The organism is Sinorhizobium fredii NGR234, from assembly GCF_000018545.1.
Lineage (GTDB): Bacteria > Pseudomonadota > Alphaproteobacteria > Rhizobiales > Rhizobiaceae > Sinorhizobium > Sinorhizobium fredii_A.
In genome coordinates this window covers 372,723-388,408 of record NC_012587.1, presented here as the reverse complement: position 1 = coordinate 388,408, position 15,686 = coordinate 372,723, and the positions used below count along the sequence as shown (strand labels likewise).

At 63.4% G+C, this 15,686-nt stretch carries 10 protein-coding genes and 1 tRNA gene; 4 read left to right on the top strand and 7 right to left on the bottom strand.

Going from position 1 to position 15,686, the window contains the following annotated elements:
- Nucleotides 1-116: 116 nt before the first annotated feature.
- Both tnpA and NGR_RS13065 read right to left on the bottom strand, forming a co-directional pair.
- Entirely contained in the window at nucleotides 117-551 is a 435-nt protein-coding gene (gene tnpA / locus NGR_RS13070) for an IS200/IS605 family transposase (RefSeq protein WP_012706922.1), read from the bottom strand.
- Between the two features lie 163 nt (nucleotides 552-714).
- Entirely contained in the window at nucleotides 715-2,211 is a 1,497-nt protein-coding gene (locus NGR_RS13065) for a CoA-acylating methylmalonate-semialdehyde dehydrogenase (protein WP_012706921.1), read from the bottom strand.
- A gap of 131 nt (nucleotides 2,212-2,342) precedes the next feature.
- Here NGR_RS13065 and NGR_RS13060 point away from each other — a divergent pair, with 131 nt between their 5' ends.
- Nucleotides 2,343-3,224 (top strand): LysR family transcriptional regulator, encoded by an 882-nt coding sequence (locus NGR_RS13060; protein WP_012706920.1) that lies wholly within the window; start codon nucleotides 2,343-2,345, stop codon nucleotides 3,222-3,224.
- Between the two features lie 17 nt (nucleotides 3,225-3,241).
- Here NGR_RS13060 and NGR_RS13055 read toward each other — a convergent pair.
- A tRNA-His gene (locus tag NGR_RS13055) sits at nucleotides 3,242-3,318 on the bottom strand.
- Nucleotides 3,319-3,580: 262 nt separating this feature from the next.
- Nucleotides 3,581-4,027 carry a phasin gene (locus NGR_RS13050; protein ID WP_012706919.1) on the bottom strand — a complete coding sequence of 149 codons (447 nt, stop codon included), beginning with the start codon at nucleotides 4,025-4,027 and terminating at the stop codon, nucleotides 3,581-3,583.
- A 319-nt stretch (nucleotides 4,028-4,346) separates the two neighbouring features.
- Between NGR_RS13050 and NGR_RS13045 the strand changes: the two genes are divergently transcribed.
- Together NGR_RS13045 and NGR_RS13040 are read left to right on the top strand one after the other, a co-directional pair.
- Nucleotides 4,347-7,700, top strand: coding sequence for an ATP-binding protein (locus NGR_RS13045; RefSeq protein WP_012706918.1), 3,354 nt, complete (start codon nucleotides 4,347-4,349; stop codon nucleotides 7,698-7,700).
- A gap of 81 nt (nucleotides 7,701-7,781) precedes the next feature.
- Nucleotides 7,782-9,464 (top strand): ABC transporter permease, encoded by a 1,683-nt coding sequence (locus tag NGR_RS13040; RefSeq protein WP_012706917.1) that lies wholly within the window; start codon nucleotides 7,782-7,784, stop codon nucleotides 9,462-9,464.
- A gap of 267 nt (nucleotides 9,465-9,731) precedes the next feature.
- On the opposite strand, the gene NGR_RS13035 is transcribed toward NGR_RS13040, so the two are convergent.
- A complete protein-coding gene (locus NGR_RS13035) occupies nucleotides 9,732-11,684 on the bottom strand; it encodes an acetoacetate--CoA ligase (protein ID WP_012706916.1) in 1,953 nt (650 codons plus the stop codon).
- 167 nt (nucleotides 11,685-11,851) lie between these two features.
- Between NGR_RS13035 and NGR_RS13030 the strand changes: the two genes are divergently transcribed.
- Nucleotides 11,852-13,672 carry an AsmA family protein gene (locus NGR_RS13030; protein WP_165447144.1) on the top strand — a complete coding sequence of 607 codons (1,821 nt, stop codon included), beginning with the start codon at nucleotides 11,852-11,854 and terminating at the stop codon, nucleotides 13,670-13,672.
- A gap of 275 nt (nucleotides 13,673-13,947) precedes the next feature.
- On the opposite strand, the gene NGR_RS13020 is transcribed toward NGR_RS13030, so the two are convergent.
- Nucleotides 13,948-14,769, bottom strand: a complete 822-nt coding sequence (locus NGR_RS13020) for an ABC transporter permease subunit (RefSeq protein WP_012706914.1) — start codon at nucleotides 14,767-14,769, stop codon at nucleotides 13,948-13,950.
- Nucleotides 14,770-14,772: 3 nt separating this feature from the next.
- Nucleotides 14,773-15,684, bottom strand: a complete 912-nt coding sequence (locus tag NGR_RS13015) for an ABC transporter permease subunit (protein WP_012706913.1) — start codon at nucleotides 15,682-15,684, stop codon at nucleotides 14,773-14,775.
- Nucleotides 15,685-15,686: the final 2 nt, after the last annotated feature.

Sequence of the window (15,686 nt, the reverse complement as noted above, 5' to 3'; positions counted from 1 at the left end):
CCGTCAAGCCCGACGTTAGTTGCATCCATGAGATGAATGCAACAAGTCACGACCTCCACCAGAGGTGGAGGTTTGAAACGCTGCGCTTGAACCGCTAGAAGCGGTTTTGCTATAAGTTAGTAGCTACGGTTAAAGAGGTCGGCAAAGTCGGAAGCTTTGTCGGCCTTTTCTTGATTACGGATATAGCGTCTGACGACCTGCTCATCATAGCCAGCCGTTGAGACGAAGTACCCACGCGCCCAAAAGTGATAGCCTTTGTAGCGCCGCTTGCGGGCATATTTGTTGGCCACGTAAAGGGCTGTCTTGCCCTTCAGGAAGCCCACAATGTGCGACACCGAGTACTTCGGCGGGATCGAGATCAGCATATGCACATGGTCGGGCATAAGGTGCCCTTCCTCGATCCGGCAATCCTTTTGCAGAGCAAGCCGATGCAAAAGGTCACCCAATTCACGGCGCAAGTCACCGTAAAGACGTTTCGTTCGGTATTTACTTGAAAAGACCACATGGTATTTGCAGTCCCACGTCGCGTGTGATTGCGATCGTTCATCCATAAAACCTCCGTTCTATGTCTCGGCCAGCCTAGCGGTCCAAGCACGGAGGTCTCTCAATCACAATGTAGAACGCGTCCAGTCCTCCACCGGAGGTGGAGGTTTATTTTGCTTACAAAAAAGAGCCTCCCGAAGGAGGCTCGAATGGGGGAGGATTTTCTCTTCTTTAGCGCATCGTCGGGATCGAGAACTCCGCGCCATCCTTGATGCCGGAGGGCCAACGTTCGGTGATGGTCTTGGTCCGGGTCCAGAACTTGATCGAGTCCGGACCGTGCTGGTTGAGATCGCCGAAGGACGAGGACTTCCAGCCGCCGAAGGAGTGATAGGCGAGCGGAACCGGGATCGGAACGTTGACGCCGACCATGCCGATGTTGATGCGGGAGGCGAAGTCGCGCGCAGCGTCGCCGTCGCGGGTATAGATCGCGACGCCGTTGCCATATTCGTGCTTCATCGGCAGCGACAGGGCATCCTCGTAGTTCTTGGCGCGCACGACCGAGAGAACCGGTCCGAAGATCTCGGTCTTGTAGATGTCCATGTCGGGCGTCACGTGGTCGAACAGGCAGCCGCCGATGAAATGGCCATCCTCATAGCCCTGCAGCTTGAAATCGCGGCCGTCGACGACGAGCTTGGCGCCCTGCTCGATGCCGCTGTCGATCAGGCTCCGGATGCGCTGCTCGGCTTCCTTCGTGACGACCGGGCCCATGTCGGCCTTTTCGTCCGTATAGGGACCGATGCGCAGGCTCTCGACCATCGGCGTCAGCTTGTCGATGAGACGGTTGGCGGTTTCCTCGCCGACCGGAACGGCGACCGAAATCGCCATGCAGCGCTCACCGGCCGAGCCGTAGCCGGCGCCGATCAGGGCGTTGGCGGCCTGGTCGAGATCGGCATCGGGCATGATGATCATGTGGTTCTTCGCGCCGCCGAAGCACTGGGCGCGCTTGCCGTTCATTGCCGCGGTGCCGTAAACGTAGCGGGCGATCGGGGTCGAGCCGACGAAGGAGACGGCGGCGATGTCGGGATGCGTCAGGATCGCGTCGACCGCGCCCTTGTCGCCGTTGACGACGTTCAAGACACCGGCCGGCAGGCCGGCTTCGATCATCAGTTCGGCGAGACGGACCGGCACGGACGGATCGCGTTCGGACGGCTTCAGGATGAAGGCGTTGCCGCAGGCGATTGCCGGCGCGAACATCCACATCGGGATCATCCCCGGGAAGTTGAACGGGGTAATGCCGGCGCCGACACCGACCGGCTGGCGGATCGAGTACATGTCGATGCCCGGGCCGGCGCCTTCGGTGAACTCGCTCTTCTGCAGGTGCGGAATGCCGATGACGAATTCGCAGACTTCAAGGCCTCGGACGATATCGCCCTTGGCGTCGTCGATGGTCTTGCCGTGCTCGCGCGACAGCGTCTCGGCCAGTTCGTTCATGTTGTCGTTCAGCAGTTGGACGAACTTGATGAAAACGCGGGCGCGACGCTGCGGATTGGTGGCGGCCCACTTGACCTGCGCGGCCTTGGCGCTCTCGACGGCGGCGGCAAGTTCCGCGTCGCTGGCGAGCGCCACGGTGCCCTGAACTTCCCCCGTTGCCGGGTTGAAGATGTTGCTGACGCGGCCGCTCTTGCCGGCGACGCGCTTGCCGTCGATGAAATGTCCTACTTCATACATGGGTCTTCCTCCTGGTCTTTGAATTTGGCTGGTCTTGATCTTGGGCGCATGATCGCACTACGATTTCAACAAATCAATTTCCGATATTCAGCAACCGTTGTGCAAAAATTATAGCCCATTGGAGCGATTACATGGACTGGGACGACGTCAGGGTGTTTCTCGCAGTGGCACGGACGGGCCAGATCCTCGCCGCCTCGAAGAGGCTCGGCATCAATCACGCGACGCTGAGCCGGCGCGTCACCGCGCTCGAGGAGACGCTGAAGACGCGGCTTCTCGTCAGGCGCCCGAACGGCTGCGAACTGACGGCCGAAGGCGAGATCTTCCTTTCCGCCGCCGAGCGCATGGAAACCGAAATGCTCGCCGCCCAATCGCAGATCGGGCGGATCGACACGGCAATCGCCGGCACGGTGCGCATCGGCGCCCCGGACGGCTTCGGCGTCTCCTTCCTGGCGCCGCGGCTCGGGCGGTTGACGGCGCGACATCCGGAGCTCAAGCTGCAGCTCGTTCCGGTTCCACGCTCCTTCTCGCTGTCGCAGCGCGAGGCCGACATCGCCATCACCATCGAGCGGCCCGAACAGGGGCGGCTCGTTTCGTCCAAGCTGACCGACTATACACTGGGGCTCTACGCATCGGCGGATTATCTTGCCCGCTACGGCACGCCGCGGACGATCGACGATCTCAAGAACCATCGCCGCATCGGTTATGTGGAAGACCTGATCTTTACGCCCTCGCTCAATTTCTCAGCCGAGATCATGCGCAGCTGGGACGCTTCCTTCGAGATCTCCAGCGCCACCGGTCAGACCGAGGCGGTCCGCTCCAGCGCCGGCGTCGGCATCCTGCACAACTACATCGCCCGGCACTATCCGGAGCTGACGCGGCTGTTGCCCGACACGACGATCCGCCGCGCCTACTGGACCACCTATCACGAAAGCGCCCGCGAACTGGTGCGCGTGCGCACGGTCGTCTCATTCCTGCAGGAACTGCTGACGGCTGAGCATCAGATTTTTGTGTGAGTGTGTGATAAGAGAAATGGTACGGTTGGGTGGTCTCGAACCACCGACCTCAGGTGCCACAAACCTGCGCTCTAACCAACTGAGCTACAACCGCACTCGGGACGCGCGACCCCAAATCGCTTGGATCGTCGCGTTGGCGGCTCACTTACGGTCACTTCAGCCGTTTTGCAAGCCTTAACTTCAGATTATCAAGCAAAAAGACCGGATGGCAAGCACCCGGTCCCTGCTGCATGTTTCCCTAAATCGTCGCCGATTCAAGGACAAGAATATGCAGCAATTCAAACTGCGACAGCGCCGTGCGTCTGATTAGACGCGCGGCGCTGCAGCGCATTTTTGAACGATCGCGGCTGGACCGATCAGGCCTTCTTGAAGGTGGAGACGACCTTTTCGGCGGCTTCCTTGCCGGGCTTGGCAACGTTCTCGGCGACCTTGCGGGTGGCTTCCTGCATCGTCTTGGCCTGCTCGACAGCCAGTTCAGCCTGCTTGCGGATGAAGGCGGTCTGCAGTTCGACGAGTTCGGAGAGCGACTTCACGCCGAGCAGCGCTTCCATGTGCGAGAGCGAGTTCTCAGCATTGGTGCGCAGCGCGTTGATGGCCTTGAGGCCGAGCTCGACGGAGCCGGACTGGGCGCTTTCGAGCGTCGCTTCGACGGTCTTCGTTGCCTCTTCGGCGGCGGTCTTCATCTTGGCATAGGCGTCCTTCGACTGCGCGGCGCCCTTTTCGGCGAAGTCGCGGAAGCTGTCGGCAAACTTGGCCGGGTCAAAGGAAAGGGCGAATGCGTCTTCGGTCTTCTTGGTAGCCATGATATGCGCTCCTTGGTGTGGCCCTCTTCAGAGGCGCCTCGGTGGGTGATGACGGTCTTATAGTCGATATCGTTGTGCGTTGCAACAAAATTGTGCAGCGCACAAATTCCATTAACCTTGCGCTGCGAAAGGCAGGGCGGAAAGGGAGCCGTCGCTGGACCCTCGCAGGGCCGCCGGGTATTAATGGAACGTTAACGCGATATCGCGTGTTCCTTGGATCGGAGCCGATCGAAGGACCAAGCATGAAGGAATTCAACGTGCTGCGGCGACGTTTCTTGCGTCCACGCCTGGCACCAGAGACCCGTCAATAGGCCTGCCCATGCCCGCGAGACAGTATCCTTTCATCGACATTGCCGTGCATGCACGGGTGCGGGAGCACTTTGCCCGGGGGGATGCCGCGGTTCTCTTTTCGAAAGATCTGGCGCGCGTCCTGTGGGCAAACGATCAAGGCGCCAGACTGTTCGGCGTCGCATCGGTCTACGATTTCATCGACGGCGCCCTGAGCGCCACCGATCTCTCCCTGCGCCAGTTGCGTGCTGCCGCAGAGCAGCTTGCCGCCGTCGGCGACCGTCGCCAATTGTTGATCCGCATAGCGGCCGGCTTTCGCAGGCTGCCGCTCAACGCGACCGTGGAGATGATCCGCATCCGGCCTGGCGAGGAGGCCGTTCTCTTCACCGCTCCGCACAACGGCAAGGCGCTTTCGGCGGAAGAACGCGCCGCCGCAATGATCGCCGGGTTGGACGGACCGGACACCCACATGGCCGTCCTCGACGACGATGGCGAGATCGTCGCCCGATCGCCCGGATTCGAGCATTTGGGTTTGTCGGGCGACATCCGGCGGACGCTCGTCTCGGCGGTGGCGCGCGAAAAGGACCGGCTGATCAAACGCCTGGTCGCGACCGAGAAGGGGCAGTTGCCCGCCGCCATCGGCAAGATTTCCGATCACCCGGCCCTGCATCTCCTCTTCGCCGTGGAAACCACGCTCGACACGCCGGATGCCGAAGAAGCGGCCGCGAAGGATGAGCCAGACGCGATCGCAGCAGCAGCAGCGGAAGTCGGGACCGGGCTGCCTTCGCCGACCACGCTGGACGAGCCTGCCGAAACGCCGCTGCGAGAAGATACATCCGAAGCCGAGGCGACGACAGATCCAGCCGCGACCGATGAGCCGACCGATGCGCCGAGCCTTGGTGAAGAACACGGCGAATTGGCTCTCCGGTCCGGCGACGAAGCGGCAGATTTGGCGCCGAGCGCCGAGGCCGCCGAGCCCGCGCCTGAAGTGGCAACATCAGATGCCGACAGTGCCGCGGCCGCGGCGTCGGGCTTCACCTTCACGCCGGGTAGCCGGGCTGTCCGCTTCGTGTGGAAAATCGACGCGGAGGGGTGTTTCAGCGAAATCTCCGAGGAATTTGCGGCCGCCGTCGGCCCGAAATCGGCCGACGTGGTCGGCCTGACCTTCTCCGAGCTTGCGGCTCGCTACGACCTCGATCCCGACAACAAGGTCAACGCGCTTCTGCATCGACGCGACACCTGGTCCGGCAAGACCATCCTGTGGCCGATCGAGGGAACGAGCCTCAAGGTGCCGGTCGATCTCGCAGCGCTACCGACCTATTCCCGTTCGCGCGAATTCGACGGCTTTCGCGGCTTCGGCATCGTGAGGATCGCCGACGCGGTCGAGGACGAAAAGGCGAGCGGGCTATCGCTTGGCCACATCGACACGCCCCGAAACGAAGGCATGCCCGCCGAAGCACCGTCCGACGACGCGCCTCGCGAACCGGCATCGCTGGCCTCCGACGGAACCGATACCCCGCGGAGCGAGGCCGAACCGCCTTCGGCGGAGGACCCCTTTGCCGGCGAGCGGCCCGCCCTTCGCATCGTCGACATACCGGCGCGGCCGCCTTCCGACAAGGTGATCGATCTCGACGAGCACCGGCCGGGGTCATCCGGAACGCTGACCCGCGGCGAACAGGCGGCCTTCCGCGAGATCGCGCGGCAGCTCGGCGCCCAGTTCAGCGAGACGACACCGCCGGCTGCCGCGGACGAGGACGGGAAGCGCCCGGTTGACGCGGCGTCCCAAGCCGAAGCTGCCGGCGATATGGAAAGCCTGTCGTCGGAAGACGCTACTGCCGCCCGGCAGGAGGAGACGATGCCCGGGGCCGGCGACGAGGCGCCCCCTGCCCCGCGCGGCGGCGTCGGCATGAGCAGCGAAATCCTCGATCGACTGCCCGTCGCCCTCCTTATTCATCACGGCGACGAGTTGCTGCACGCCAATCCGGAATTTCTGCGGCTGACCGGCTACCGGAAGCTCGAGGCCTTCCAGCAGGCGGGAGGGCTGGAAGCGCTCTTCGCCTATGGTGCCGAATCCGGAGAGCATGAGCCGGACGGGACGATGACGCTGGTGCGCGCCAATGGTCCGCTTGCACCGGTCAGCGCCCATCTGCATTCGATCCAGTGGGAGGGGAGAAGCGCACTGATGCTCGCCTTGGCTCCGGCAGCCGCGCGCGCCGCCGATATGCCTTCGGCCGGTGCGGACGCCTCGGCGGGAGGCGAAGCGCGGTTGCGGATGGAAATCGACGAGTTGCGTTCGATCCTCGAAACGGCCACCGACGGCGTGGTGGTCCTCGGACAGGACGGCGACATCCGCACGATGAACGGCTCGGCAAGCGCGCTCTTCAACTATGACGAAGACGAGATGCGCGGAAAGCCGTTTGCCGCCCTCTTCGCCCATGAGAGCCAGAAGGCGGTGATCGACTACCTTCAAGGCCTTTCCGGACATGGTGTGGCAAGCGTGCTCAACGACGGCCGGGAAGCGATCGGCCGCGAGGCGGGCGGCGGCTTCCTTCCGCTGTTCATGACCATCGGGCGGCTCTCCTCCTCTAACGGCTATTGCGCCGTCATCCGCGACATCACCCAGTGGAAGCGGACCGAGGAGGAACTGCGCAACGCCAAGCGCTCCGCCGAGACCGCGAACGCCCACAAGACCGAGTTCCTCGCACGGGTGAGCCACGAGATCCGCACGCCGCTCAACGCCATCATCGGCTTTTCCGACATGATGGCGAGCGAGCATTTCGGGCCGATCGGCAACCCGCGCTACATCGAATATGCCGGCGACATCGGCCGGTCGGGTCGGCACGTGCTCGACATCGTCAACGACCTGCTCGACATCTCGAAGATCGAGGCGGGCGAGATGGAGCTCGATTTCAGTGCCGTCGACCTCAACGAGGCGGTTTCCGAAGCGGTCTCGCTGGTGCAGCCTCAGGCCAACAGCCAACGCGTCATCATCCGCACCTCGCTGTCCGGCTCGGTGCCGGAGGTCGTGGCCGACGGCCGGTCGATCAAGCAGATCGCGCTCAACATCCTGGCGAACGCCATCCGCTTCACGCCTTCCGGCGGGCAGATCGTCGTGTCGACGTCCTACGAGACGAACGGCAGCGTCATCCTGAGGATCCGCGACACGGGAATCGGCATGACGCGCAACGAGCTCGATCAGGCGATGAAACCGTTCCGCCAGGTGACGACCGGCGGGCGCAAGCGCGGCGAGGGCACCGGCCTCGGCCTGCCGCTGACGAAGGCGATGGCCGAGGCGAACCGCGCCCAGTTCGGCATCAGCTCCGCGCCGAACGAGGGAACGCTGGTTGAAATATCCTTCCCGTCGCAACGCGTCTTGGCGAACTGAGGGCCGATGCTGTAAGGAAATGTTGACCTTCGGGAGCCAGTTTGGCACCCGCCAGCAGCACCTTGCCCCGGAACGGATCGTTTGCACTCCACCGCCAAAAGCCTCAAGCGACACTACGCCAAGCCGGGCTCCGGTCTGACACATCGGCTGCTTGCGAGCTGGTCCGGCCTCGCCTCGGCAATCGTGCTGATGCCGATCGTCGCCATCGCCTGGCTTGCGGTCACCGGCGGCGGCGCGGACTGGCCGCACCTCATCGAGAACGTGATCCCCCGTGCCACCATGAGGACGCTGATGCTCATGGGGCTGACGGGCGCGGCGACCGCCGTCGTCGGCATCTTGACGGCGTGGCTGGTCGCGACTTGCGAATTTCCGCTGCGCCGCCTTCTCTCCGCCGCGCTCGTGCTGCCGCTCGCCATACCCGCCTATCTCGCGGCCTATGCCTTCGGCGAGCTCCTGACCTTCACCGGGCCCGTCCAGGGGCTGATCCGGGCGCTCTTCGGCTTTCAGACGAGCCGGGACTACTGGTTTCCGGACGTGCGGTCGCTCGGCGGCGCGGTGCTGGTGATGAGCTCGGTCCTCTATCCCTACATCTATCTTGCCTGCCGCTCGATGTTTCTCATGCAGGGCCGTGCGGCCGCGGATGTGGCGCGCACGCTGGGCGCCGGGCCGCTCAAGGTCTTCATGAAAATCCAGATCCCGATGGCAAGACCGGCTATCATGATCGGCCTGACGCTTGTCGCGATGGAGACGATGAACGACATAGGCGCGGTCGAGTTTCTGGGCGTCCAGACCTTGACCTTCTCCATCTTCGACACCTGGCTCAACCGCGGCAGCCTTGCCGGCGCGGCGCAGATCGCCTGCATCATGCTGGTCTTCATCGTCGCGTTGATGATGGTCGAGCGCGCCGCGCGGCGCAGCCAGCGCTTTTCCAGCCAGAAGACGACGGCCGCGGTCCACGATGCGGCGCGCCTCGAGCTTTCCGGCTGGAAGAAATGGGCGGCAACGCTCGCATGCCTCCTGCCCGTTCTCTCGGGATTCGCGGTTCCTTTCCTGGTCCTCGGCAACTATGCGCTGAAACGCCTCGACCATTTCCTGGCGCCGCGCCTCATCGACGCATTGCTGCACAGCGTCCTGGTTTCCAGCCTGACGGCCCTCGCCGCCGTGTTCCTGGGCTTCGTTCTGGCCTATGCGGCCCGCACCGGCCGCTCGCCGATCACGGAAGTCGCCGGACGGCTCGCCTCGTTTGGCTACGGTGTGCCGGGCACGGTACTGGCGATCGGCGTGCTCTTTCCGCTCGCAGCGCTCGACAATGCCTTGGATGCGCGGATGCGCGACGTCTTCGGCATTTCCACGGGCCTCGTCCTCAGCGGCACGGGCTTTGCGATCGTCTATGCCTGCGCGGTGCGGTTTCTCACCATGGCCGAGGGGACGCTGGAGGCCGGTTTCCACAAGCTCTCGCCGCATCTCGACATGGCCGCACGGGCGCTGGGCCGCACCAGCGCCCAGACCTTGCGCTCGGTGCTTCTGCCGATGATGCGTCCGGCCGTGCTGACGTCGGCGCTGCTCGTCTTCATCGAAACGATGAAGGAGCTTTCCGCAACCATCATGCTGCGGCCGTTCAACTTCAATACGCTCGCCACGCTCGTCTACGAGGATGCGTCGCGCGCGAAGGTCGAGGATGCCTCGGTCGCCGCGATGATCATCGTCGTCGCAGGCATGATCCCGGTCATTCTGGTGTCGCGCTCGCTGGAAAGCCGCTCATAGGCACGGAGACAAAAAAGAGGCGGCTCGCGGCCGCCTCTGAAGTCATGCTATCCAACAAATGCTCGAGAACTCGGGACGTCATGTCTGTGGCAGCATCGCTGCTGCGGCACCGGCGCCTTGATGGACCGGCCTCCAGTTGGCTCGACCATGCCCCGGCAAACGTAAACAAGACCTTACCGCCAGACCCGACAATTTTAGGGAATGAGCGGCAACTCGGCTTGCTTGGTTAATTCCGCAGGGGCGCACAGGTTAACGGACCGACGCTCCTCAGCTCTTCAGCGCATCCAGTCCTGCAAAGAGATCGAGCGCCTCGGGATTTGCCAGTGCCTCCTTGTTCTTGACCGGACGTCCGTGCACCACGTCGCGCACCGCAAGCTCGACGATCTTGCCGGATTTGGTGCGCGGAATGTCGGCGACCGGGATGATCTTCGCCGGCACGTGCCGCGGCGAGGCGCCGGTGCGGATCCGCGTCTTGATCGCCTGTGAGAGCTCCTCCGTCAGCACAACGCCCGGCACCAGGCGCACGAACAGGATCACGCGAACGTCTTCCTGCCAATCCTGGCCGATGCAGAGGGCCTCGGCGACCTCCGGCATCTGCTCGACCTGATTGTAGATTTCCGCCGTGCCGATGCGCACGCCGCCCGGATTGAGCGTCGCGTCGGAGCGGCCGTGGATGACGATGCCGTCATGCGGCGTCCATTCGGCAAAGTCGCCGTGGCACCAGACGTTATCGAAGCGTTCGAAATAGGCGGCGCGATACTTGGCGCCCTCGGGATCGTTCCAGAACATCACCGGCATCGATGGAAACGCCTTGGTGCAGACGAGCTCGCCCTTCTCGCCGCGCACCGGCCTGCCCTCATCATTCCAGACGTCGACGGCAAGACCGAGCCCCGGTCCCTGGATTTCGCCGCGCCAGACCGGCTTCAGCGGGTTGCCGAGCACGAAACAGGAGACGATGTCCGTGCCGCCGGAGATCGAGGCGAGCTGGACGTCCGACTTGATCCCCTCATAGACGAAGGAAAAGCCTTCCGGCGACAGCGGCGAACCGGTCGAGGTGAGGAGCCGGAGGGCTGAAAGATCGTGCGTCGTCGCCGGCGTAAGATCGCCCTTGCGCACCGCATCGATATATTTTGCCGAAGTGCCGAAGACGGCGAAGCGTTCCTCGGCCGCGAAGTCGAAAAGGACGTTGCCGTCCGGGTAGAAGGGCGAGCCGTCAAAGAGGCACAGGGTCGCGCCCACCGCCAGGCCGGAAGCCAGCCAGTTCCACATCATCCAGCCGCAGGTGGTGAAGTAGAAGAGCCTCTCGCCTTCCTTCAGGCCGCAGTGGAACCGGTGTTCCTTGAGGTGCTGGAGAAGCGTTCCGCCGGCCGAATGCACGATGCATTTCGGCACGCCTGTCGTGCCGGAGGAAAACAGGATGTAAAGCGGATGGCCGAAGGGCAAGCGCTCGAATTCAAGCGGCCTGGCTTCGAACCCGGCGATGAAATCGGGAAGCGTCACGCCGCCATCGATTGCGGCCGCGAGTCCGGCGCTGTCGCCCGCATAGGGGACGACGAGGGTCGGCACGCCGAGCGTCTTCGCAACGGCGCGCACCTTCGCGTCGACGTCCTGGCGCTTTCCGTTGTACCAGTAGCCATCGCAAACGACGAAGAGCTTCGGGCCGATTTGGCCGAAGCGGTCGAGAACGCCCTGCTCGCCGAAGTCCGGGGAACAGGAGGACCAGATGGCGCCGAGCGAGGCGGTTGCGAGCATCAGCGCGATCGTCTCCGGCAGGTTCGGCATCATTGCCGCGACACGGTCGCCGACGCCGATCCCTCGCGCCTTCAGCGCCTGCTGCAGGCGCGACACGAGGCTGCGCAACTCGTCCCAGGAGAGCCGATAACGGACCTTGTCCTCACCGCGGAAGATCAGTGCGGCATCGCCACCACTCCCGCGCAGCAGATTTTCGGCAAAGTTGAGCTTGGCCTCCGGGAAGAAGCGGGCTTCCAGCATCCGCTCGCCGTTGATCAGCGCTTGGCTTCCGCGCTCGCCGATGACGCCGCAATGCTCCCACACCGCGGTCCAGAAATCGCCGCGCTCGGTCACGGACCATTTGTGAAAGGCATCATAGTCGGGAAACCTGCGGCCGAAGCGCTGCTCGCACCAGGCGATGAACTCAGCCATCGGGCTCTGCGCGAGCGTCTCGGCATCCGGAACCCACAAAGGTCGATCTGTTTGCATGCGTTCCTCCACTCGTCTGGCTCTGTTCTATACCATGCTGCAACGCAAGATAAACAGCGTGCATGGCAGCGCCGCAGCCGCGTGGGCGACATTTCCATGTCAGTTGCATTTGCCCTCCTCAGGGCCTATCCAAACGGTTTCACCGAGGCGATGCCGACCCGACCGAAATGACCAGACCTATCCGGAAAATATCGCGCATCCTGAGGCTGCGTCTGCGGCGCCGCCACTTCGTCTGGTCTGCCGCAGTCGGGGTCCTTCTTGCCATGGGCTACAATGCCGCGCTGCCCCTGCTCGTTTCGACAACCGGCGTGCGCGCCACGATGGAGCGGACGCTCGACAGTTGGTCGGGGGGCAAGAGCAGGATCAATGGTGAACCGGAGGTCCGATTCTGGCCGAAGCTGCTGTTAACCTTGCCTTCGGCGACGATCGAATCGACCGGCCCCGATCCCCGGCCGCTTGCCGAAATTGGCCGCATTACCGCATCGTTCAGCCCGCTTTCGGCCCTTCTCGGCGATCCAACGCTCGAGGACATCAGCCTTGTCGATCCCGTCATCACGATCGAGCGCCGGGCGGACGGCACGACCAATTGGCAAACGCCGCATTGGCTCGCACCGCCCGAGGCTCCCGCTTCGGGTCGCGAAACCGCCTTCGGAGATATCGCCATCGTCAATGGCCGGCTGCGCGTGCTCGACCGCACGGCCGGCGGCAACGACGTCGACATTGCCGGAATTTCCGGCACGATCAAATGGCCCTCCTTCGCCGAGCGATTGAGCGCGCAACTGTCGGCGCGGCTGCGCGACGAGGAGATTGCCTGGGCGATCGTCTGCGAGGAGCCACTCGCTCTTTTCGCGAGACGGAACGCCTCCCTCAAGACCTCGATCACATCGGCGCCCGTGACCTTCTCTTTCGAGGGTGTCGGCAATCTTTCATCCGTACCCTTCGCGTCGGGTCACCTGCAGATGTCCGCGACCTCGCTCGCAACGCTCGTTCAGTGGTACCAGGGCACGTCGACTGAGACGCTGCCTTCCGGCGGGCTTAGCATCGACACCAGAGTGACGACGGGCGAAAAGACGCTCAAGCTGGACGATCTGGCGTTCACGATGGGCGGCGCCAGCGCCACCGGCGTGCTGGATATCGCCTTGCAGGACGGCAAGGCGCCGAGCGTCGAGGGAACGCTTGCCTTCGATCGCATCGACCTCAACGGCGTTCCTGTCGCGGCGCTCACGCCGTTCGGCAGGGACGACCGTTTGTGGCGTCTGGCGGAGACCTTTGTCGGCGCATGGCACACGGACATTCGGCTTTCCTCTCAGGAGGTCCTCGCCGGTCCCTTGCACCTCACGGAGGTGGCCGCAGGGGTGTTGATCGATGGGAAGCGCGCGTCGCTCGACATCGGCGACAGCAATTACGCCAATGGCAGCCTGAGCGGCCGCGTCGTGCTCTCGGATCAAGGGCTCGAACACGGCGGCCGGCTGCAGGCGCGCCTCAAGGACGCCAATTTCGCCGCGGTGCTCGCCAGCTTCGGCCTCGCCGGCCCGATTCCGGCCGGCCGCGGAATTCTCAACATCGACATCGGAACCGAGCGCGCCGTCTGGGCAGCCGGTTCTGGAGACTTTTCGGGCAATCTCAGCTTTTCGCTGGCGAATGGCAGCATCGCCGGCTTCGATGCCCCCGCCTTTGCCGATCTCGTTCGCAAGGGCGAGTTCTTTTCGCTGTCGCAAGCGAACGAGGCGAGCTTCGACTTCCAGTCCGCGACCGTAAAGGCAAGCTTTGCCAACGGCACGGCGCGACTCGACCGCGCCGACTTCGTCGGCCCTTCCGGCCAGTTATCGGTTGCCGGCGTCATCCCGTATCGCAACGGCAGCCTGGCACTTGCCGGGACGCTCAAAACCGAGGCACCCACCGGTAACCAACCGGTTCTCTTCTTTGTTGGCGGCTCGTGGCCGAATGCGGTCATCTCGCCGCTCTCCGTGCTCGTCGCTCCGAAATAGCGCCTTAGAGCCTTTCCTGGTTAAATTGAACCATTCTGTTGGCTCAAGCGGAGTGGAATGTTTGCTCGGCTGGCGCGCGGCGTAGCCAAAGCATACGGCCAAGCCAGCCGAGCAAAGAGGCCGCCCGCTTCAGCCAACCCGAAGGGCCGGGCATCTTTCCGCCATGCTCAGAGGCGATCGCCTCGGCCGTACCTTCGGGTACGACCTTCGACAATCGCATCTGCCCTGACGAAAACCTGCTCCGGCAGAATGCTTCAATTTAACCAGGAAAGGCTCTAGCCGATTGCCGCGATGGCGGCGCGCTCGTCCCTTTCACGCTGAACTTCCCGCCGCTTGGTGACGATCGATGCGACGACGACGCCCAGTGCGACCACGCCGATCAGGATGGTGCAGATCGCATTGATCTCCGGCGTCACGCCGAGGCGCACCTGGCTGTAGATCTTCATCGGCAGCGTCGTCGCACCCGGCCCAGTGGTGAAACTCGAGATGACGAGGTCGTCGAGCGACAGCGTGAAAGCCAGGACCCACCCTGAGAAAACCGCCGGCGCGATCACCGGCAGGGTGATGGCGAAGAAGGTCCGGACCGGGGTCGCGCCGAGATCGAGCGCCGCCTCCTCGATGGACTGGTCGAAGCTCAACAGGCGCGACTGCACGACGACCGCCACGAAGCACATGGTGAAGGTGATGTGGGCGAGCGTGATCGTCCAGAAACCGCGATCGAGCCCGATCGCCACGAACAGCAGCAACAGCGACAGGCCGGTGATCACCTCCGGCATGACCAGCGGCGCGTAGACCATGCCGGAGAAAAGTACGCGTCCGCGAAAGCGCGAATAGCGCACCAGCGCGATTGCCGCCAATGTGCCGAGAACGGTCGCGCAGGTGGCTGACAGCAGCCCGACGCGAATGGTCACCCAGGCGGCATCGAGGAGGCCCTGGTTGTGCCAAAGCTGGCTGTACCACTTGGTCGAAAAACCGGCCCAGACGGTGACGAGTTTCGACTCGTTGAAAGAGAAGATCACCAGCAGCACGATGGGCAGGTAGAGAAAGCCGAAGCCGAGCACGACGGAGGCGACGTTGAAGCGGGACCATTTTTCCATGTCTTACTTGCCCTCGCTGTCGGCCTTGCCCTGAACGTTCTGGAAATAGACGATCGGGATGACCAGGATCATAAGCAGGATGATCGCCACCGCCGAAGACACCGGCCAGTCGCGGTTGGCATTGAACTCGTTCCAGAGCGTCTTGCCGATCATCAGTGTCTCCGATCCGCCGAGCAGGTCGGGAATGACGAATTCGCCGACGGCCGGAATGAAGACGAGCAGGCAGCCGGCAATGACTCCGGGCAGCGACAACGGGAAGGTGACGCGCCAGAAGGCGCTGGTCGGCGTGCAGCCGAGGTCCTGCGCCGCCTCGATCAGCGCGTTGTCCATCTTCTCCAGCGCCGAGTAGATCGGCAGCACCATGAAGGGAAGATAGGAATAGACGATGCCGATATAGATCGCCGTGTTGGTGTTGAGGATGATCAGCGGCTGATCGATGATGCCGATCGTTATCAGGAACTGATTGAGCAGCCCTTCCGGCTTCAGGATGGCGATCCAGGCATAGACGCGGATCAGGAAGCTCGTCCAGAAGGGCAGGATCACCAGCATTAGCAGCGTCGGCCGGATCGAGCGCGGCGCCTTGGCCATGCCATAGGCGACCGGGAAGCCGATCAGCAGCGTCAGGAAGGTCGAGATGGCGGCGATGACCAGGCTCGACACATAGGCATTGAAATAGAGTGCGTCGTCGGTCAGCCACACATAGTTGTCGACGGAGAATTCGCGGGCCTTCTCCAGAAGGCCGGCCAGCCCCCCGGCCAGATCGAAGACCGGCGTATAGGGCGGCATGGCAACCGCAGTCTGCGAAAGCGAGATGCGGAACACGATGAAGAAGGGGATGAGGAAGAAAAACAGGAGCCACGCATAGGGGACGATGATCACCAGCCGGCTGACGAGGGCTGAGGCAAGTTTCGCCATGG